The organism is Pectobacterium sp. F1-1 (assembly GCF_025643735.1).
In the GTDB taxonomy this organism is placed as follows: domain Bacteria; phylum Pseudomonadota; class Gammaproteobacteria; order Enterobacterales; family Enterobacteriaceae; genus Pectobacterium; species Pectobacterium colocasium.
This window is the reverse complement of the sequence record NZ_CP104733.1, coordinates 2,420,151-2,439,173: the sequence shown is the minus strand read 5'-3', so window position 1 is coordinate 2,439,173 and position 19,023 is coordinate 2,420,151. Positions and strand designations below refer to the sequence as shown.

20 protein-coding genes are annotated in these 19,023 nt (G+C 51.4%); 13 read left to right on the top strand and 7 right to left on the bottom strand.

Annotated elements, in window-relative coordinates; genetic code table 11:
• Positions 1-315 precede the first annotated feature (315 nt).
• Both NAL19_RS10770 and NAL19_RS10765 read left to right on the top strand, forming a co-directional pair.
• Complete coding sequence (locus NAL19_RS10770) at positions 316-909, top strand: hypothetical protein (RefSeq protein WP_263057318.1); 594 nt, start codon at positions 316-318, stop codon at positions 907-909.
• 247 nt (positions 910-1,156) lie between these two features.
• Positions 1,157-2,233 (top strand): MBL fold metallo-hydrolase, encoded by a 1,077-nt coding sequence (locus NAL19_RS10765; RefSeq protein WP_263057317.1) that lies wholly within the window; start codon positions 1,157-1,159, stop codon positions 2,231-2,233.
• Positions 2,234-2,253: 20 nt separating this feature from the next.
• Here NAL19_RS10765 and NAL19_RS10760 read toward each other — a convergent pair whose 3' ends face one another.
• The gene (locus tag NAL19_RS10760; RefSeq protein WP_263057316.1) at positions 2,254-2,796 is read right to left on the bottom strand and encodes a sensor histidine kinase; all 543 of its coding nucleotides are present in this window, start codon (positions 2,794-2,796) and stop codon (positions 2,254-2,256) included.
• A gap of 23 nt (positions 2,797-2,819) precedes the next feature.
• Here NAL19_RS10760 and NAL19_RS10755 point away from each other — a divergent pair, with 23 nt between their 5' ends.
• Complete coding sequence (locus NAL19_RS10755; RefSeq protein ID WP_250160533.1) at positions 2,820-3,107, top strand: sulfatase-like hydrolase/transferase; 288 nt, start codon at positions 2,820-2,822, stop codon at positions 3,105-3,107.
• 56 nt (positions 3,108-3,163) lie between these two features.
• Positions 3,164-3,442: a hypothetical protein gene (locus NAL19_RS10750; RefSeq protein ID WP_225084721.1), complete on the top strand. Its 279-nt coding sequence runs from the start codon at positions 3,164-3,166 to the stop codon at positions 3,440-3,442.
• Between the two features lie 177 nt (positions 3,443-3,619).
• On the opposite strand, the gene ychF is transcribed toward NAL19_RS10750, so the two are convergent.
• A complete protein-coding gene (gene ychF, locus NAL19_RS10745) occupies positions 3,620-4,711 on the bottom strand; it encodes a redox-regulated ATPase YchF (RefSeq protein WP_263057315.1) in 1,092 nt (363 codons plus the stop codon).
• A 129-nt stretch (positions 4,712-4,840) separates the two neighbouring features.
• Complete coding sequence (gene pth / locus NAL19_RS10740) at positions 4,841-5,428, bottom strand: aminoacyl-tRNA hydrolase (protein WP_263057314.1); 588 nt, start codon at positions 5,426-5,428, stop codon at positions 4,841-4,843.
• Between the two features lie 314 nt (positions 5,429-5,742).
• On the opposite strand from pth, the gene ychH reads away from it, so the two are divergent.
• Positions 5,743-6,012 (top strand): stress-induced protein YchH, encoded by a 270-nt coding sequence (gene ychH / locus NAL19_RS10735; protein ID WP_263057313.1) that lies wholly within the window; start codon positions 5,743-5,745, stop codon positions 6,010-6,012.
• 159 nt (positions 6,013-6,171) lie between these two features.
• Here ychH and prs read toward each other — a convergent pair whose 3' ends face one another.
• The 3 genes from prs to lolB all read right to left on the bottom strand — a co-directional run bounded on the left by prs (position 6,172) and on the right by lolB (position 8,756).
• Positions 6,172-7,119, bottom strand: a complete 948-nt coding sequence (gene prs / locus NAL19_RS10730) for a ribose-phosphate diphosphokinase (protein WP_010274915.1) — start codon at positions 7,117-7,119, stop codon at positions 6,172-6,174.
• Between the two features lie 137 nt (positions 7,120-7,256).
• Positions 7,257-8,129, bottom strand: a complete 873-nt coding sequence (gene ispE, locus NAL19_RS10725) for a 4-(cytidine 5'-diphospho)-2-C-methyl-D-erythritol kinase (RefSeq protein ID WP_225084718.1) — start codon at positions 8,127-8,129, stop codon at positions 7,257-7,259.
• A gap of 3 nt (positions 8,130-8,132) precedes the next feature.
• The gene (gene lolB, locus NAL19_RS10720) at positions 8,133-8,756 is read right to left on the bottom strand and encodes a lipoprotein insertase outer membrane protein LolB (RefSeq protein ID WP_263057312.1); all 624 of its coding nucleotides are present in this window, start codon (positions 8,754-8,756) and stop codon (positions 8,133-8,135) included.
• A gap of 232 nt (positions 8,757-8,988) precedes the next feature.
• Between lolB and hemA the strand changes: the two genes are divergently transcribed.
• From hemA to kdsA, 6 genes are all read left to right on the top strand, one after another.
• Positions 8,989-10,245 carry a glutamyl-tRNA reductase gene (gene hemA / locus NAL19_RS10715; RefSeq protein WP_225084716.1) on the top strand — a complete coding sequence of 419 codons (1,257 nt, stop codon included), beginning with the start codon at positions 8,989-8,991 and terminating at the stop codon, positions 10,243-10,245.
• A 46-nt stretch (positions 10,246-10,291) separates the two neighbouring features.
• The gene (prfA, locus tag NAL19_RS10710; protein ID WP_015840345.1) at positions 10,292-11,374 is read left to right on the top strand and encodes a peptide chain release factor 1; all 1,083 of its coding nucleotides are present in this window, start codon (positions 10,292-10,294) and stop codon (positions 11,372-11,374) included.
• Positions 11,374-12,219, top strand: coding sequence for a peptide chain release factor N(5)-glutamine methyltransferase (gene prmC / locus NAL19_RS10705; protein ID WP_263057311.1), 846 nt, complete (start codon positions 11,374-11,376; stop codon positions 12,217-12,219). The genes prfA and prmC overlap by 1 nt, the downstream gene beginning before the upstream one ends.
• Positions 12,220-12,224: 5 nt before the next feature.
• Positions 12,225-12,626 carry a SirB2 family protein gene (locus tag NAL19_RS10700; protein WP_263057310.1) on the top strand — a complete coding sequence of 134 codons (402 nt, stop codon included), beginning with the start codon at positions 12,225-12,227 and terminating at the stop codon, positions 12,624-12,626.
• Positions 12,627-12,628: 2 nt separating this feature from the next.
• Positions 12,629-13,438 carry an invasion regulator SirB1 gene (sirB1, locus tag NAL19_RS10695; RefSeq protein ID WP_263057309.1) on the top strand — a complete coding sequence of 270 codons (810 nt, stop codon included), beginning with the start codon at positions 12,629-12,631 and terminating at the stop codon, positions 13,436-13,438.
• Between the two features lie 75 nt (positions 13,439-13,513).
• Entirely contained in the window at positions 13,514-14,368 is an 855-nt protein-coding gene (gene kdsA, locus NAL19_RS10690) for a 3-deoxy-8-phosphooctulonate synthase (protein WP_180740953.1), read from the top strand.
• A 164-nt stretch (positions 14,369-14,532) separates the two neighbouring features.
• On the opposite strand, the gene ydgH is transcribed toward kdsA, so the two are convergent.
• Complete coding sequence (gene ydgH, locus NAL19_RS10685; protein WP_263057308.1) at positions 14,533-15,486, bottom strand: DUF1471 family protein YdgH; 954 nt, start codon at positions 15,484-15,486, stop codon at positions 14,533-14,535.
• 581 nt (positions 15,487-16,067) lie between these two features.
• On the opposite strand from ydgH, the gene pntA reads away from it, so the two are divergent.
• Positions 16,068-17,597 carry a Re/Si-specific NAD(P)(+) transhydrogenase subunit alpha gene (gene pntA / locus NAL19_RS10680; RefSeq protein ID WP_225084711.1) on the top strand — a complete coding sequence of 510 codons (1,530 nt, stop codon included), beginning with the start codon at positions 16,068-16,070 and terminating at the stop codon, positions 17,595-17,597.
• Positions 17,598-17,607: 10 nt separating this feature from the next.
• Entirely contained in the window at positions 17,608-18,996 is a 1,389-nt protein-coding gene (gene pntB, locus NAL19_RS10675) for a Re/Si-specific NAD(P)(+) transhydrogenase subunit beta (protein WP_263057307.1), read from the top strand.
• The last annotated feature ends 27 nt before the right edge of the window (positions 18,997-19,023 follow it).

The window sequence follows — 19,023 nt, the reverse complement described above, 5'->3', positions numbered from 1 at the left end:
CGCAGCCAACGCTGGCGCAGACTGCGCCGAATCGAAGCTGCTTAATGCAGTCGTCGGCGGTTAGTGGGAGGCTGACGTACAGGGCACTTTGCGGCTCCAAATGACACATAGGGGTGAGTAAACGGCGCGATTCTAGCGAAGCAATCCTCCGACAACAAGTTTTTGTATAAAAAATGCTATGCTTTCCTGTTGTTGTAGAATGCGTTGTTGCGCGTAAACGTGATAAAAAAACGCCTGAGGTTATCCACATCAGCGAGCGAAGAATAACGCGTAGTGGGATAGGGGAGAGCACACAATGAATCGTCGAGGAATATAATGAAAATCAGTGTGATAAAGAAAGGGATTGTTGGCCTGTTACTGGCGCTGCCGCTCTATGGTGTCGCAGAGACAACAGCTCCAGATTTGTTCGTCGGCTATACCACGCAGGATCTGACCGATGCATTACCGGCGCAGCTGCTGAACATGATTCAGAGAGAAAAAGTGGTCGATGCGGCAAACCACATGGTGCAGACCGAATATATCGATCCTACGACAGGCAATAAGGCGCTGGTTTCCCTGTATATGCTACCGCCAAACAGCAAAGGCACCATTCCCATTGCTTCGACGCCCAGCGATCTGGATGCGGTAATCGCCAGCACGGAAAAAGAGATGCTGCGCCAGCGCATCAAACCCGATCAGCGGGCGGGAAACATTGACGATGCAACGCCTTATCGTTGTTTACAAACGATCCTAAATAACAAAGTTCTGCATTCGCTGTGTGCAACGCTGATTAAAGGACGTGTGCTGGAAGTACAGGCCATTAATACGGTCGATAATATTCAGGATGAAGCCGGGCTGCATAAGGTCATCGGGCAGCAGAATGAATTCGTTATCGGGATGGGAAAAACGCTGCTGGCGCTTAAAAAATAATACACGCCTGATGCACCTGAACGGGCACCATCGGTGACAGACTGTCACTGTTTCTCATCAGAGCCCAAGAGCGAAGGCGAGTGCGCCTTCGCTTTTTTTGCACCAAAAATCCCCTGATACGCCCTTGCCAGATTCCTGGCGTTCGTGCATAACTGCCGGTGCCATAAAGTCGATCCCTGACAGCATCATTACGAACCCATATTCACCACGAAACGACTCCATTACGAAATAACACCGGATAAACGCTATGCTTTTGTTACTCGTTTTGGCTGTAATTGCAGTCGCCGTTTACGGCTGGTTAAAGCAGCCGCAGTATGTATCACCAGAGGTAGAACCCCAGCCGGAAAACCCACTCTTTCGCAATGGCGCGTTTCACAACCCGGTTGCTCGTCCGACGGTAGGGAACCAGAACCGGTTCGCACTGCTGTACCGCTTTCTTTTCGAGAAAGACGCTGGCGCGTTGCCAGATACCCAACTGCCGTCGGAAAAAACCGATCTGCATCAGTTAAAGAAAACGGATAACGTCATCATCTGGATGGGACATTCCAGCTACTTTATTCAACTGGAAGGAAAAACCTTCCTGCTGGATCCGGTATTTAGCGACAACGCTTCGCCAGTGCCACGTACCAATGTCGCCTTCAAGGGCAGCAATGTGTATTCACCGGACGATGTTCCTCCTATCGATTACCTGCTGATTACCCACGATCACTGGGATCATCTGGATTACCCCACGCTGAACGCGTTACGCGGGAAAATCCGCCGCATTGTCACGCCAACGGGCGTGGGTTCCTACTTTGTAAAATGGGGCTTCCCACAGAAAGACATTACGGAAGGCGGCTGGTTCAGCAGCCTGAAAGAGAACGGGGTGGAAATCCATGTGCTCCCGACACAGCATTTTTCCGGCCGACTCCTCAAGCATAATCAAACGCTGTGGGGGTCGTTTGCGCTGATCACGCCACAACATCGCCTGTATCTCGGTGGGGACAGCGGCTATGGCGCACACTACAAAGAAATTGCTGCGCGTCTGGGCGGATTCGATATCGCGATACTGGAATGTGGACAGTACGATCGGGACTGGCCCTACGTTCACATGACGCCGGAAGAGAGCGCACTGGCCGCCAGTGATTTACAGGCTAAAGCGGTACTACCGAGTCATAACAGCAAATTTAAGCTGGCGCACCACCGCTGGAACGACCCGCTGGCGCGTATTTCGCAGGCCAGCCAAAACCAGGACTGGCGACTGATGACACCCCGCATTGGTGAACGCGTTCAGGTTGATAACCCGCAGCAGACGTTTAGCCAGTGGTGGGATCTGAATGATTAAATAGCTCATATCATGCACTGCTAGGGTAATGATGCGTGAATAGACGACGCGCGACACATTTCTAGCGTAAAGCGACAACCTTTTTCTGAGCTTTCGACCGTCATGTGCCAACCCAGATGTTCCACAATACGTTGTACGATGGATAAACCAAGCCCCTCGCCATTTTGACGTGCGCTGGGCAAAAAACGCTGAAATTGTTGCGGATCGATGCTGGGCGGCAGGCCCGGGCCGGTGTCAGAAATAACCAGCGTCGTGCCATGCAGTGCAATACGTACTTCACCTTCATCCGTGTATTGGCAGGCGTTACGCAGCAGGTTCCAGACCACGCTGCGCGCCAGTTCGGCATTGGTGTGCAGATGGGCGTTTTGCGGCGCATCCAGCGCCAGTGTTACGGGCTTTTTTGCCAGCCAGGGTTGGCATCGCGTAATGCATTCCTCGAATAATGGATGTAGAGGCACATCGGCTAGAGGCAGGGTTTGCGGATCGCGCGAGAGCAGCAACAGGCAAGTCAACTGGCGTTGCATTTCCTGCGTAGTGCGCACGATACGTTCAGCGCTTGGCATCAGGTGACTGTCGCGAGGTAGCCATGATCTACCTTTCCGATCATGGTGAGTTGTTGGGAGAGCGGGGTATCTATCTACACGGCACGCCTTACCTTATTGCGTCCAAAGAGCGAATGCAGGTGCCTATGGTGATGTGGTTCTCACCGGTATTTGTGCAAGATGCCGGCTTCAATCTCACCTGTCTGCGCAATAACGCGGAGAACAAAGACTATAGCCACGACAATTTTACTATTCCAGGCTTGGCCTGTTTGCTGTTCAAAGCAGGGTGTACCAATCCGAACTGGATGTGTTCGCGCCATGTCGCGAGCTGATGTGAGTTTCGTTGCAACTTAGCCGTTAGCCTATTCCCCCATACAAGGAGCAGCTTGTGTCAAAAATCAACGTGGAAAAATTCGTTGCTGGAACTCTGGAAAAAAGTTTTGACGTTCCTACATTCGCCGTAAATATCCTTGCTCAGCTTTTGCCAGCGTCTGCAATGAGTGAGCTTGCTGACCGAGGTATAGACATCCCGGCTATTCTCGGTGCCAACAAACTGGGTACGCCATATTCCTCTTCGATCGAGGTGGTTGAGGATTGTGTGCAAAAAACGGTAGTCATCTCTGTACCGCCGGCGGGCGATAAGTACCGTTCCCTTCAACGTTCCTGAGTCACTGTCAGTTTCCAGCGCAGCTTCATTTTTTGCTGCGCTGTAGTGAGGTGAGACAAAGGAAAGACGATGCGAATGACTTCATGAGACGCCATGAAAACAAAAATCCACGCAGTTGCGTGGATTTTTGTGATATTCACGAGGTTGCAGTGCGCCTCATGAGACAACAGAAGCTATTTAGACGTTAAACAGGAAGTTCATGACGTCGCCATCTTTTACGATGTAGTCCTTGCCTTCTGAACGCATTTTTCCGGCTTCTTTCGCGCCTTGCTCACCTTTGTAGGAAATGAAATCTTCATAGGCGATAGTCTGGGCGCGGATGAAGCCTTTCTCGAAGTCGGTGTGAATTTTACCCGCGGCCTGCGGGGCGGTAGCGCCGACAGGGATGGTCCATGCACGAACTTCTTTCACGCCCGCGGTGAAGTAGGTTTGCAGGTTCAGCAGTTCATAGCCCGCGCGGATAACGCGGTTCAGTCCCGGTTCTTCCAGACCTAACTCAGCCATAAACTCTTCGCGGTCAGCGTCATCCAGTTCCGCGATATCTGATTCAACAGCGGCACAGACGGCCACGACGACAGAACCTTCAGCGGCAGCGATTTCGCGCACTTTATCGAGGTACGGGTTATTTTCAAAACCGTCTTCGTTGACGTTGGCGATGTACATGGTTGGTTTCAGCGTCAGGAAGCTCAGATATTTGATTGCGGCTTTATCTTCATCGCTTAAATCCAGCGAACGCAGCATCCCGGCGTTCTCCAACTGCGGTAAGCATTTCTCCAGCGCAGCCAGTTCAGCTTTCGCATCTTTATCGCCACCTTTGGCTCTCTTCTGCACGCGATGAATGGCGCGTTCACAGGTATCGAGATCAGACAACGCCAGCTCAGTGTTGATCACATCGATGTCATCGGCCGGGTCAACTTTGTTGTTTACGTGGATGATGTTGTCATTTTCGAAGCAGCGCACAACGTGGCCGATGGCTTCCGTCTCACGGATGTTGGTCAGGAACTGGTTACCCAAACCTTCACCTTTGGACGCACCTTTTACCAGACCGGCGATATCAACAAATTCCATGGTGGTAGGGAGGATACGCTGTGGCTTAACGATTTCAGCCAGTTTGTCCAGACGTGGGTCGGGCATCGGCACGACGCCGGTATTCGGCTCGATGGTACAAAACGGGAAGTTGGCCGCTTCGATGCCGGCTTTGGTCAACGCATTGAACAGAGTGGATTTACCGACGTTAGGCAGCCCAACGATACCGCATTTGAATCCCATGTTTATATCACCTTAAATAACTTATTAATCAGACGATTACTGTGTATCGTCTGTCAGAATGGAAATATTTCGGCCGATTATACACGGAATGGCGATTTATCTCGATCTACCATCCGTATTCTGGCCAGATTATGCCGCTTTGAAGGCATGTAAACGGTTCATCGCTTTGATCATGTCTTCTTTCATTAGAATTTCTGTGCAGCGCACGGCTTCATCAATGGCATCGTCGATCAGCGTCTGTTCGCTTGCCGGTGGTTTACCCAGCACAAAACCAGTCACTTTGCTTTTATCGCCCGGATGGCCGATACCAATGCGTAAACGATGGAAGTTTGGGTTGTTACCCAATTTGCTGATGATATCTTTCAGCCCGTTGTGGCCGCCGTGTCCGCCACCCAGTTTAAGTTTGGCAATCCCCGGTAATAAATCCAGTTCATCGTGGGCAACCAGGATTTCATCAGGCTGGATGCGATAGAACGTGGCCATTGCCGCAACGGCCTTGCCGCTCAGATTCATGAACGTGGTGGGAACCAGCAGGCGTACATCTTGACCAGCCAGATTCAGGCGAGACGTGTAACCAAAAAATTTGCTTTCTTCTTTCAGCGGCTGACGGTAAGCGTCCGCCAGCCGATCGACAAACCAGGCGCCCGCATTATGGCGGGTGGCGGCATATTCAGCACCGGGATTCGCCAGGCCGACAATTAATTTAATGCTGCTCACGGTATATTCCAGATTACGTGCTTACACTTAAGCAGGGTAGCGTGATAAACGAAAGCGCTAGTTTACACACCGTGTGGTAGATAGCCAAATTGCGGTGTTGGAATGTAAGTACAATGTTATTTGTTTAGTAATGTGATTATTCGGATTTTTGTCTATTTATTTGTTTAAACGTAAAAAAACATTAATCATTCCTTTTATCTGTGATCCCTCCCGCAATCATCCATGCACATTATTGTCTATAATTACATCAATAATAAGAAAGTCAGCGGTAATGGCACTCCGATTCATCCACAGAATTAATCTGGAGGTGGCAGATGAAACGTAAAAACGTGACAGTATTGGGTAACATGTTGATGGGGTTTGGTATGATCCTGATGATTGGCGGTATTGGCTTTTCCATCGCCAGCCAATTCCCTAAACTGAATGTCCCTGAATATATGACTTATATTGATCTGGTTGGTATTTTTTCTGGCGCAATATTTTGGTTAGTGGGAGCACGTATTAGCGGGCGTGAGGAAGTCGCAGACCGTTATTGGTGGGTTAAACACTTTGATAAGCGTTGCCGCCGCCAGCGTCACCCATAACCGTTAATGGCGCCATAGGCGTTAATGAAAATTGAACATGAGAGCCGCTGTAGCTTTGCTATGGCGGTTTTTTGTTTTTGATCGTGATAGAAATAAGAAAGCCACCTTGTTACAGGTGGCTTCATCAGCGTTTGCGAGCGGTTACTCGGTCAGCAGCGATTAATGTTCAAACATCGCAGAAATAGATTCTTCGTTGCTGATACGACGAATCGCTTCGGCCAACATCCCAGACAGCGTTAACGTACGAACATTCGGCAGTGAACGAATGTTTTCCGCCAGCGGAATGGTATCGCAGACAATCACTTCATCAATGACAGAGTTCTTGATGTTCTCGTAAGCATTGCCTGAGAAGATCGGATGTGTAGCGTAAGCGAATACGCGTTTAGCACCACGCTCTTTCAGCGCTTCCGCCGCTTTACACAGCGTACCGCCAGTGTCGATCATATCGTCAACCAGTACACAGTCACGGCCAGCGACGTCACCGATGATGTGCATCACCTGAGAAACGTTGGCACGTGGACGGCGCTTGTCGATGATCGCCATGTCGGTATCGTTCAGCAGTTTAGCGATGGCGCGCGCGCGCACAACGCCACCGATATCAGGAGAAACCACGATCGGGTTTTCCAGATTCTGTTGCAGCATATCTTCCAGCAGGATCGGGCTACCGAATACGTTATCTACCGGAACATCGAAGAAACCCTGAATCTGCTCAGCGTGCAGATCAACGGTCAGAACACGGTCAACACCGACGCTGGACAGGAAGTCAGCAACGACTTTCGCGGTGATTGGCACACGTGCGGAACGCACACGACGATCCTGACGGGCATAGCCGAAGTAGGGGATAACAGCGGTAATACGTCCCGCGGAAGCGCGACGCAGAGCATCGACCATCACAACCAGTTCCATCAGGTTGTCATTGGTGGGTGCACAGGTGGACTGGATGATGAAAATATCACCACCGCGTACATTTTCATTGATTTGCACGCTGACTTCGCCATCGCTAAAACGACCGACAGCGGCGTCGCCAAGGCTAGTGTACAAACGGTTGGCAATACGTTGTGCTAGTTCCGGGATGGCGTTACCAGCAAAAAGCTTCATATCAGGCACGAGAAGAACCTCAGGCTTGCGTCCAGAGAAATATTGCGCCTGCCGGGCAGGGACAAGCAACAGGCACAATATGCATACGGGTGTATGAATTAAGTTTGCTACAGACTGGCCGCATGGCAGCCGGTGTGTGGCAAAACCTAAAGTTGCCCAGAAAGCGTACGTTGCAGCGGAGAGACGTTAACGCCTCGCGCGACGAAACCGTTTAGCCATTCCGGGGCCTGGTCAAGCACCTGACGGGCTGCGAACTCGGTGTCAAACTCTGCAAACACACAAGCCCCCGTTCCAGTCAGGCGCGCCGGGGCATATTCTAGCAGCCATGAAAGTAGCTGTTCAACCTCACGAAAACGTTTTCTTGCGATAGCTTCACAATCATTGACGAAGGTCTGGTTTAATAAAGTTTCTAAATCACGAACTGGCGAATTACGCGTCAACTCGGGATCGCCGAAGATCAACGGTGTGGCGATACTCACGCCAGGATGCGCCACCAGGTACCATTTCTCTGGTGGATTCGCGGGGGTTAGCTGTTCACCAATACCTTCGGCAAAGGCGGCATGTCCACGAACAAACACGGGAACGTCCGCACCTAATTGCAGTCCCAACTCGGCCAACGTATCAACGCTCAGCCCGCTTTGCCACAAATGATTAAGGGCGACCAATACGGTAGCCGCGTTGGATGAGCCACCGCCCAGTCCGCCGCCCATTGGCAGGCATTTGTCGATACTGATATCTGCGCCGAACCGGGCAGGACGAAGATCATGGCATTCGCAGTGCCGCTGTAATAAGCGTGCGGCGCGGACGATCAGGTTTTGCTCATTCTCTACGCCATCCACGGGGGTAAGCAGGTTAATCTGGTCGTCATCACGTGGCCTAATCGTCAGGGTGTCACCGTAATCCAGAAACTGGAATAGCGTTTGCAGCAGGTGATACCCATCTTTTCTCTGACCGGTAATATAAAGAAACAGATTCAGTTTGGCGGGGGCAGGCCATGTCTCGATAACCGTCGGTTGCATCGCTTATTTAACCATCCAGCTATTCATTTTCAGCTTAATACGCTGTTCACCCTGAACCAGTTCCAGGCTGGTTGGGAGCGGAGGCGTCAGCTCGGTGTTGTAACTCTGATAGCTGACATTCCAGTTTTGATTACCCTGACGATAGGTGACGGTTTTCAGCAGATAGCGTTCATCCAACGTGAATTCGGTCGCATCGCCTGGAATACCGAGGATCCACTGGCGCAAATTGTTCAGCGGGATCGACATACCGGTGAGTTGCTGGATCATGTATTCGGCATCTTTCCCCACGTAACGCTTGCCCTGATTATCAGTGATTTGCACGCCGTCAGGCTGGGCGCGTAGTTCTAATTCGGTACTGCCGAGTGGATTGGTCAGCAGCAGCCGATAACGCTGTGGCGGTGTGTCCTGCCAGAAAAAATTGGCTGATACTCTTTTGCTATCGGAGATATAGGCAAAAGCGCCGCGAGTCTGATATTGGCTGAGTTGCTGTACTTTTTGCTGATGTTGTTGCCACTCTGGTGAGGTGGGGCTTTTACCCGTTTGAGGGGGTTGATGAACGCTACAGGCGGCTAGCAACAGGCTGGCTAAAGGCAGTAAACGCAGGCATCGGACGGTTTGGGTTGGCATGTCGGTCGTATCCTGTAAATGAACGAAGTTCGTGAAATACGTCACGCTAACGGGCTTACCGCTCAGCGTCAATGGTTGTTATTCGTTAATGGTGTTTATTGTTTTTTGTCAAAAAGTGACTACCTCAGACGAGGTGTATCGCGCGCTGTCGCTTTTCTTGCTCCCCTGCATCAAGTAGAATGCGACTCAGACGAAATCCATACTAAGACCGGTATTACTCAGAAACAGCCTAATGACCCTGCTTGCGCTTGGTATTAATCACAAAACCGCACCGGTTTCTCTGCGTGAACGCGTTGTGTTCTCACCAGATAAATTAGGCGTGGCACTCGACAGTCTGCTACAGCAACCGCTGGTGCAGGGCGGCGTTGTGCTGTCTACCTGCAATCGTACAGAACTCTATCTTAGCGTTGACGAACAGGAAAACCAGCGTGAACAGCTGATTCGCTGGCTGTGTGAATATCATCAATTGCGCCCGGAAGAGGTCAACGGCAGTCTGTACTGGCATCAGGATAACGCCGCTGTTAGTCATCTAATGCGCGTGGCCAGCGGTCTGGATTCGCTGGTGTTAGGCGAACCACAGATTTTGGGACAGGTGAAAAAAGCGTTTGCCGAATCACAACGGGGTCATTCCCTGTCCAGCGAACTGGAGCGGCTGTTCCAGAAATCTTTTACCGTGGCCAAGCGCGTTCGTACGGAAACGGATATCGGTGCCAGCGCGGTGTCGGTGGCTTTTGCCGCCTGTACGCTGGCGCGGCAGATCTTTGAATCACTGGCAGATGTTACGGTGCTGCTGGTTGGTGCCGGAGAAACCATTGAACTGGTCGCACGCTATCTTCGTGAGCACAATGTACAGAAAATGGTGATCGCAAACCGAACCCGTGAACGCGCTCAGGCGCTGGCAACGGAAGTGGGCGCAGAGGTCATCACGTTAGCCGAGCTGGATGAACAACTCGTTCAGGCTGACATTGTGATCAGTTCAACGGCCAGTACGCTGCCGATTATCGGAAAAGGGATGATGGAACGGACGCTGAAGGCGAGACGGAATCAGCCAATGTTGATGGTGGATATTGCAGTTCCGCGTGATATTGAGCCGGAAGTCGGCAAATTACCGAACGTTTATCTCTACAGCGTGGACGATCTGCACGCGATTATTCAGCATAACCTCGCGCAGCGCAAAGCGGCAGCGGTGCAGGCCGAATCCATCGTGCAGCAGGAAAGCTCCGATTTCATGGCCTGGCTGCGTGCGCAGTCAGCGGTGGAGACCATTCGCGATTATCGCGCTCAGGCCGATGAGCTGCGTGCGGAAATGACGGCCAAGGCGCTGGCTGCCATCCAGCAAGGCAATGACGTTGAAGCGGTGATTCAGGAACTGACACACCGTTTAACCAATCGCCTGATTCACGCGCCGACCAAATCTCTTCAGCAAGCCGCTCGTGACGGCGACCAAAATCGGTTACAAATTTTACGTGACAGCCTTGGGCTGGACTAGCATTCATCTCTACTATTTATTTCTACTACAGGATTTAACCGCCCGCATGAAGCCTTCTATTGTTGCTAAACTGGAAGCGTTACAAGAACGCCATGAAGAAGTCCAGGCGTTGCTCGGTGAGCCCAGCGTCATCGCTGATATGGATCGTTTTCGCGCGTTGTCGCGAGAGTATGCTCAGCTCACTGATATTACTCGCTGTTTCCAGCAATGGCAGCAGGCGCAAGAGGATCAACAGACCGCAGAAATGATGCTGGACGATCCTGAAATGCGCGATATGGCGCAGGAAGAATTGAAAGAGGGTAAAGCGACCATTGAAGCGCTGGAGCAACAGCTCCAGGTGCTGTTGTTGCCGAAAGATCCCGATGATGAGCGCGGCTGTTTTCTGGAAGTGCGTGCGGGGACAGGCGGCGACGAAGCCGCGATTTTTGCCGGCGATCTGTTTCGCATGTACAGCCGCTATGCCGAATCACGCCGCTGGCGCGTTGAGGTGATGAGCGCCAGCGATGGCGAACATGGCGGCTATAAAGAAGTTATCGCTAAAATCTCCGGGGACGGCGTGTACGGTCAACTCAAGTTCGAATCCGGCGGCCATCGCGTGCAGCGTGTTCCTGCCACGGAGTCTCAAGGGCGTATTCATACCTCGGCCTGTACGGTCGCTGTGATGGCGGAAGTACCGGAAGCTGAACTGCCCGACATCAACCCGGCGGATTTGCGTATTGACACCTTCCGTTCTTCTGGCGCGGGCGGCCAGCACGTTAACACCACCGATTCCGCCATCCGTATTACTCACTTGCCAACCGGTATTGTCGTGGAATGTCAGGACGAGCGTTCACAGCATAAAAACAAAGCCAAAGCGCTGTCTGTGCTGGGGGCGCGTATTCGTGCGGCAGAAGTGCAGAAACGTCAGCAGGAAGAAGCGTCAACTCGCCGTAACCTGCTCGGCAGCGGCGATCGCTCTGACCGCATCCGTACCTACAATTTCCCGCAGGGAAGGGTGACCGATCATCGCATTAACCTGACGCTTTACCGTCTGGATGAAGTCATGGAAGGTAAACTGGATACGCTGATTCAGCCAGTTGTGCAGGAATACCAGGCCGATCAGCTTGCTGCGCTGTCCGAGCAGGAATAATGACCTATCAGGATTGGTTACTCTCTGCCGCAACTCAGCTTGCGGCGGGAGAAAGCCCAAAGCGAGATGCGGAAATTTTGCTGGGTTTTGTAACTGGCAAGCCCCGCACGTTCCTTCTGGCGTTTGGTGAAACTGAGCTGAACGCGGTTGAACAGCAGCAATTGGCTGAACTGCTGGCGCGTCGTGAACAAGGCGAACCTATCGCTTATTTGACTGGCGAGCGTGAGTTCTGGTCACTGCCTTTGGCCGTGTCGCCGGCGACGCTGATTCCTCGCCCCGATACCGAGTGCCTGGTCGAACAGGCGCTGCTGCGCCTGCCTCAAACGCCGTGTGCCGTACTGGATTTGGGTACTGGAACTGGGGCAATTGCGCTGGCGCTGGCCAGTGAACGGCACGATTGCTGGGTGACGGGCGTTGATGTTCAACCAGACGCTGTCGCGTTAGCGACGAAAAATGCCCGGCAATTGGGGCTCAACAACGCCCGTTTCCTGTCAGGAAGCTGGTATTCACCGCTTGATCAAACGCGCTTTGCGCTCATCGCCAGTAATCCACCGTATATTGATGCGGATGATGTGCATCTGTCGCAGGGCGATGTTCGTTTTGAGCCGGCCAGCGCGTTGATTGCCGCTGACAACGGGTTGGCGGATTTACGCATCATCATTGAATCTGCCCCGCATTATTTAGAGAGCGGTGGCTGGTTGCTGCTGGAACATGGCTGGCAACAGGCTGAGGCAGTGCGTCAGCTTTTGCAGGCACGCGGATTCACACAAATAGAAACCTGTCAGGACTATGGTGGCAATGACCGGGTGTCATTAGGACGCTGGTTGGATGCGCCAACGCATTAGGAGCAATGGACGTGATAACTCTTTACCCAGCCACGATATATCTGCATCTGGCAACGGTTGGCATCAGTATTTCTCTGTTTGTTATTCGTTTTTTCTGGCTGTGTCGGCAATCAGCGTTGCTGCAACAGCGCTGGGTAAAAATCCTGCCGCATATTAACGATACCTTGTTATTAATCAGCGGTATTGGTTTAATCACGCTTAGCCACACTTATCCGTTTACTCCCGAGCAAAGCTGGCTGACGGAAAAGCTGTTTGGCGTTATTATTTATATCCTTCTTGGCGCGATCGCCTTGGGGAAACGCCCCCGTAGCCAGAACGTTCGCTGGCTGGCGTTTGTATCTGCTTTAATATGCTTTGGTGGGGTCGTGCTGCTGGCTCTGACTCAGTCACCGTTGCTGATGGAATAATTATGAGTGCTATTGCTGATTTTGAATTCAACCAGTCGCTGCTAAGTGATGGTGTCGTGTTGGTTTCACAGGCTATTCGCCGCGACTTTCCCGCTCAGGATGTGCGGCAAAATCTGCAACAGCTGGTTGAGAACGCTCGAACCGCTATTCCTGACGATCTCGAGCAAGATCTTCAGCTTGAAAAGCTGATTGAGCTGTTTTATCACACCTGGGGGTTCGGCGGTGCGGGTGGGGTTTATCGCCTGTCTGATGCACTGTGGCTCGATCAGGTGCTTGAATCTCGTCAGGGTCTGCCCGTGTCACTTGGCGTCATCTTCCTGCATATTGCCAATGAACTCGGCCTGCCGCTGATGCCCGTCATTTTCCCAACCCAACTGATCCTACGTGCTGACTGGCTCGACGAAGAGATGTGGCTGATTAACCCGCTAAACGGCGATACGCTGAGTGAGCATGTGTTGGAAGTGTGGTTGAAAGGTAATATCGGCCCGTCAACCCGTCTGCTGGATGAAGATCTGGATGAAGCAGAGAACGTCCTGATCGTGCGTAAAATGCTCGACACATTGAAAGTTGCGCTGATGGAAGAAAAACAGATGGAACTCGCGTTAAGAGCCAGCGAAGCGGTGCTGCAATTTGACCCGGATGATCCGTATGAAATCCGCGATCGCGGCCTGATTTATGCGCAGCTGGATTGCGACCATATTGCGCTGTCCGATCTCAACTATTTCGTTGAACAGTGCCCGGAAGACCCAGTGAGTGAAATGATAAAAGTACAGATTCACTCGATAGAGCAGAAACAGATTGTCTTGCATTAAAAAAACAGTCTTACATTAAGAACCCGTTTTGCAGTAATGCAGCGTTAATTTATTTCCCGACATGAAGGTAAAAGTATGACGAATAAAGTGGTCAAGATAGGGGATATCCCCGTCGCCAATAATCTGCCTTTTGTGCTGTTTGGCGGCATGAATGTTCTTGAATCACGCGATCTGGCGATGCGCATTTGTGAGCATTACGTCACGGTCACGCAGAAGTTAGGTATTCCTTACGTGTTCAAGGCGTCATTCGATAAGGCTAACCGCTCTTCAATTCACTCTTACCGTGGTCCTGGTCTGGAAGAAGGGATGAAAATCTTCCAGGAACTGAAACAAACCTTTGGTGTAAAAATTATCACTGACGTGCATGAAGCACATCAGGCGCAGCCGGTTGCCGATGTGGTTGATGTGATCCAGCTTCCTGCGTTTCTGGCTCGTCAAACTGACCTGGTCGAAGCAATGGCGAAAACGGGTGCGGTCATCAACGTGAAAAAGCCCCAGTTCGTCAGCCCAGGGCAAATGGGCAACATCGTCGATAAGTTCATCGAAGGCGGCAACGATCAGGTCATTTTGTGCGATCGCGGTAGCAACTTCGGTTACGACAATCTGGTTGTTGATATGCTCGGCTTCAATGTCATGAAGCAGGTTTCTAACGGTTCGCCAGTGATTTTTGACGTTACGCACGCGCTACAGTGCCGCGACCCGTTTGGTGCCGCATCCGGTGGCCGTCGTGGACAGGTGACGGAACTGGCGCGCGCCGGTATGGCTGTTGGTCTGGCGGGGCTATTCATTGAAGCTCACCCGGATCCCGCGAATGCAAAATGCGATGGCCCGTCTGCGCTGCCGCTGGATAAGCTGGAGCCGTTCCTGCAACAGATCAAGGCGATTGACGATCTGGTGAAAAACTTCCCAGAGCTGGATACCAGTAAGTAATCCTCTGCTTACCGTCGATTGATTACTGACATAAAAAACCGTAGGGAACGTTTTTCAACGTCGCCTGCGGCGGCGGGCAGGAAGCTCACCATAAAAAAACCCGCGATATCGCGGGTTTTGTGTTTATCATATTCGTCGTTTTCTACAATGCAGCGCTACCGTTGTTATTTATAGAGGTCGGCGCTGATGGTCATATTGTTGCCTTTGCCTTCCCACTGTCTGGTGATGTGGTAGTACTTGGCACCTTTCTCGCCCGCACGTTTAGCAACGGCTTCTGATATCTGTGTAATATTGGTGTAGCTGCCGCGGAACTGGATGGAGTCGAAAGGCACCATCTGAGCCGCCGTGGCATTATTCAGTTCCTGAATCTGTGTGCCATCAGATAGCGTTACCGTGTAACGTCCACCTTTTGATGACTGTGTTTCAAAGAAGTTGCCCACGCTGCGGCTGGGGCTATCCGAGTAAGCAACCCCTGGAATTTCTACTTTGGCGGCTTCTGCTCCACCGGCAGCCAGAGCGGCGCGACCCGCATCAGAATCAGCAGGGATTGCATCAGGGCGTTGAAGCTGACGTTTTGGCGCATCGGCTTTATAGATAAATGCGGTAGCTCTTTGATTCGCACTATTCGAGTTCACGTCGATCTGGCGGACGATGTAAAACGAGTCCGCATTTTTCTCTTTTGCCGCTTTCGCGATGGCATCGATCAGGTCGGGCTGAGTGCTGAATAAACCACTTACCGTTACGGTGTCATAGGGTTCTATCAGATAGGCGGCATCTTTCGGCAGTTCTTTCACACCGTAGATGGTGCGATATTGCACGTTCTGTTCCGCTTTAGGAGCATCTTTATGGTACAGATCGACAGTCACATTCCAGTAGTCGCCGGAGTTAGTATCCGTCATTGACTGAACATAAAACGACTCTGCACCCAATTTGTCAGCACGCGTTGAGGCTGCTGCGACTGCTTCATTGATCGCATGAAAACGCCCCTTAAACGTGATTCTCTCAAAGGGTTGCAGGGATTTTGCCTGCTCAGGTGTCAGTTCCTGTGCAGCCTGCGCTGAAAATGCCGAGAGTGATAACAATAACGTGGACGCAATAACAGTAGTCTTCAGCTTCATAAAAAATCCTTTCGCCTTCCTGCAACTCGAATTATTTAGGTATAGCAATCAACCTGTAACGGAATAGGGCTGATTATCGCACGGAATAAATTCTTGTGCTTTAGCATTTTCAGCAGGACTGCAAAGCCGTAATGCTTCGGCTCTGAACAAGAAAAGTGCTAATAATAATGGTTAATGATTGTTTTGCCATCATAAGGGATATTTATGTGATTTATCACATTAACAACCCTGTAACACAACGTTTTTGTGAAACAGCACCGAAAAATACTTCTGTAATAATGCTACAAAAGGCAGAGAAGAGCATGATTTTCGACCAAGAAAGCCTTACATAACCTGTAATAACTCGGCTTTTCTGTGAAATTCATTTTATTTATGGATCATCGATCACATTTTCAGTACGTTATAAATGAGTTCGCCTACAGTGAGACGCCCCAAAAAAGCGTGTGGCAAGAAGATGATAAAACCCTCTTCCTACCGCGTGAATGCGGGTATACAGGGTGCAGCAGGTCTCGGCGAATTCGTATAACAGAGTAGGGTGAGAATAATAACCTTCGTTAAAAATAAGCGAAAAGGGTATCAGTATGCGTATTGGTGTGCCAAGAGAGCGGTTGGCCAATGAAGCCCGTGTCGCAGCGACGCCGAAAACGGTTGAACAGCTGCTGAAACTGGGTTTTACGGTCTCGGTAGAACGTGAAGCGGGGAAACTGGCAAGTTTTGACGATGCGGCATATGAAGAAGCTGGCGCGTCAATTGTTGACAGTTCGGAGGTCTGGCAATCCGACATCGTCCTGAAGGTGAATGCGCCGCAGGATGATGAAATCGAACTGACCCGTGCAGGCAGTACGGTTGTCAGCTTTATCTGGCCAGCGCAAAATCCAGCTCTGCTGGAGAAACTGGCGGCCCGTCAGGTGACGGTGATGGCGATGGATTCCGTGCCGCGTATTTCGCGCGCGCAGTCACTCGATGCGCTCAGTTCAATGGCCAACATTGCCGGTTATCGCGCTATCGTTGAAGCTGCCCACGAATTTGGCCGCTTCTTTACCGGGCAAATTACCGCTGCGGGTAAGGTTCCACCTGCCAAAGTCATGATTATCGGTGCCGGTGTAGCCGGTTTGGCTGCGATCGGCGCAGCGGGTAGCTTAGGTGCTATCGTTCGTGCTTTTGATACTCGTCCTGAAGTAAAAGAGCAGGTTAAAAGCATGGGCGCCGAGTTCCTTGAACTCGACTTTGAAGAAGAAGCGGGCAGCGGTGACGGCTATGCCAAAGTCATGTCTGAAGCCTTTATCAAAGCCGAAATGGAACTGTTTGCCGCACAGGCGAAAGAAGTCGACATTATCGTCACTACCGCACTGATTCCTGGAAAACCGGCTCCGCGCCTGATCACCAAAGAAATGGTGCTGAGCATGAAGCCCGGCAGCGTGATTGTCGATTTAGCGGCGCAAACGGGCGGAAACTGTGAGTTAACCGTGGCCGATCGCGTTACCGTGACGGAAAACGGCGTCAAAATTATCGGTTATACCGATTTACCTAGCCGTCTGCCGACCCAATCCTCACAGCTTTACGGCACAAACCTGGTTAACTTGCTGAAATTGCTCTGCAAAGAGAAAAACGGCGAGATCACTGTCGATTTTGACGATACCGTTATTCGCGGTGTTACCGTCGTTAAAGAAGGTGAAATAACCTGGCCAGCACCGCCAATTCAGGTTTCAGCGCAGCCACAGCAGGCAAAACCTGCCGCTGCGGTAGTGAAGGAAGACGCTAAACCTACGTCGCCGTGGAAGAAATATGCGTTCCTCGCGATTGCCATTCTGCTGTTTGGCTGGTTGGCCGATGCCGCACCGAAGGAATTCCTGTCTCACTTTACCGTTTTTGCGTTGTCCTGCGTCGTGGGCTATTACGTTGTCTGGAATGTCAGCCACGCCTTGCACACGCCACTGATGTCGGTGACTAACGCGATATCAGGCATTATCGTTGTCGGAGCATTGTTGCAGATCGGCCACGGCGGATGGGTGTCGTTCTTCTCATTCATTGCCGTATTGATCGCCAGCATCAATATTTTCGGTGGTTTCACCGTGACTCAGCGCATGCTGAAAATGTTCCGTAAAAACTAAGGGGTAACACATGTCTGGTGGATTAGTAACTGCTGCATACATTGTTGCCGCAATTCTCTTTATTTTCAGTTTGGCAGGGTTGTCCAAGCACGAAACGTCGCAGCAAGGGAATATCTTCGGTATCAGCGGGATGGCGCTTGCGCTGATCGCGACGATTCTGGGGCCTGATTCTGGTAACGTTGGCTGGATTATCGTTGCGATGGCGATCGGTGGGTCAATCGGTATTTATCTGGCGCGCAAGGTTGAAATGACCGAAATGCCAGAACTGGTCGCTATCCTCCACAGTTTTGTGGGCCTGGCCGCGGTACTGGTTGGTTTTAACAGTTTCCTCGATCACGGTGAAATCACCGATCCGGTGATGGTCAATATCCATTTGACGGAAGTCTTCCTGGGTATCTTCATCGGTGCCGTAACCTTCACGGGTTCGGTTGTCGCTTTTGGAAAATTGCGCGGAAAAATCTCTTCCAAGCCGTTGATGCTGCCTCATCGCCACAAAATGAATCTGGCGGCGTTGGTTGTGTCCTTCCTCCTGCTTCTGGTTTTCATCAATACCGGCAGCGTGGCGTTGCAGGTTCTGGCACTGATTCTGATGACGGTGATTGCGCTGGTATTCGGCTGGCATCTGGTTGCTTCGATTGGCGGCGCGGACATGCCGGTCGTCGTTTCTATGCTGAACTCTTATTCCGGTTGGGCGGCGGCGGCGGCGGGCTTCATGTTGAGCAATGACCTGCTGATCGTAACCGGTGCTCTGGTGGGTTCTTCGGGTGCGATTCTGTCTTACATCATGTGTAAAGCGATGAACCGCTCCTTCATCAGCGTTATTGCAGGTGGTTTTGGTACAGATGGCGTTTCTTCTGGTGAGAGTGAAGAGGTCGGTGAATATCGTGAGGCTTCAGCGGAAGACGTGGCTGATTTGCTCAAGAACTCAACCTCGGTCATCATCACACCGGGATACGGCATGGCAGTCGCACAGGCGCAGTACCCTGTGCATGACATCACCGCAAAACTGCGCGCGCGCGGCATCAACGTTCGCTTTGGTATTCACCCGGTTGCAGGGCGCTTGCCTGGTCACATGAACGTGCTGTTGGCAGAAGCCAAAGTGCCTTACGACATCGTGTTGGAAATGGATGAAATCAACGATGATTTCACCGATACCGACACCGTGCTGGTCATTGGTGCGAATGACACTGTTAACCCGGCTGCGCAGGAAGATCCACATAGCCCAATCGCAGGTATGCCTGTTCTGGAAGTGTGGAAAGCGCAGAATGTTATCGTGTTCAAGCGTTCTATGAATACCGGTTACGCTGGCGTGCAGAATCCGCTGTTCTTTAAAGAGAATACGCAGATGCTGTTTGGCGATGCCAAAGATAGCGTCGAGGCGATTCTGAAAGCGCTGTAAGCGCGACAGAGCGTAGAAAACGAAAGG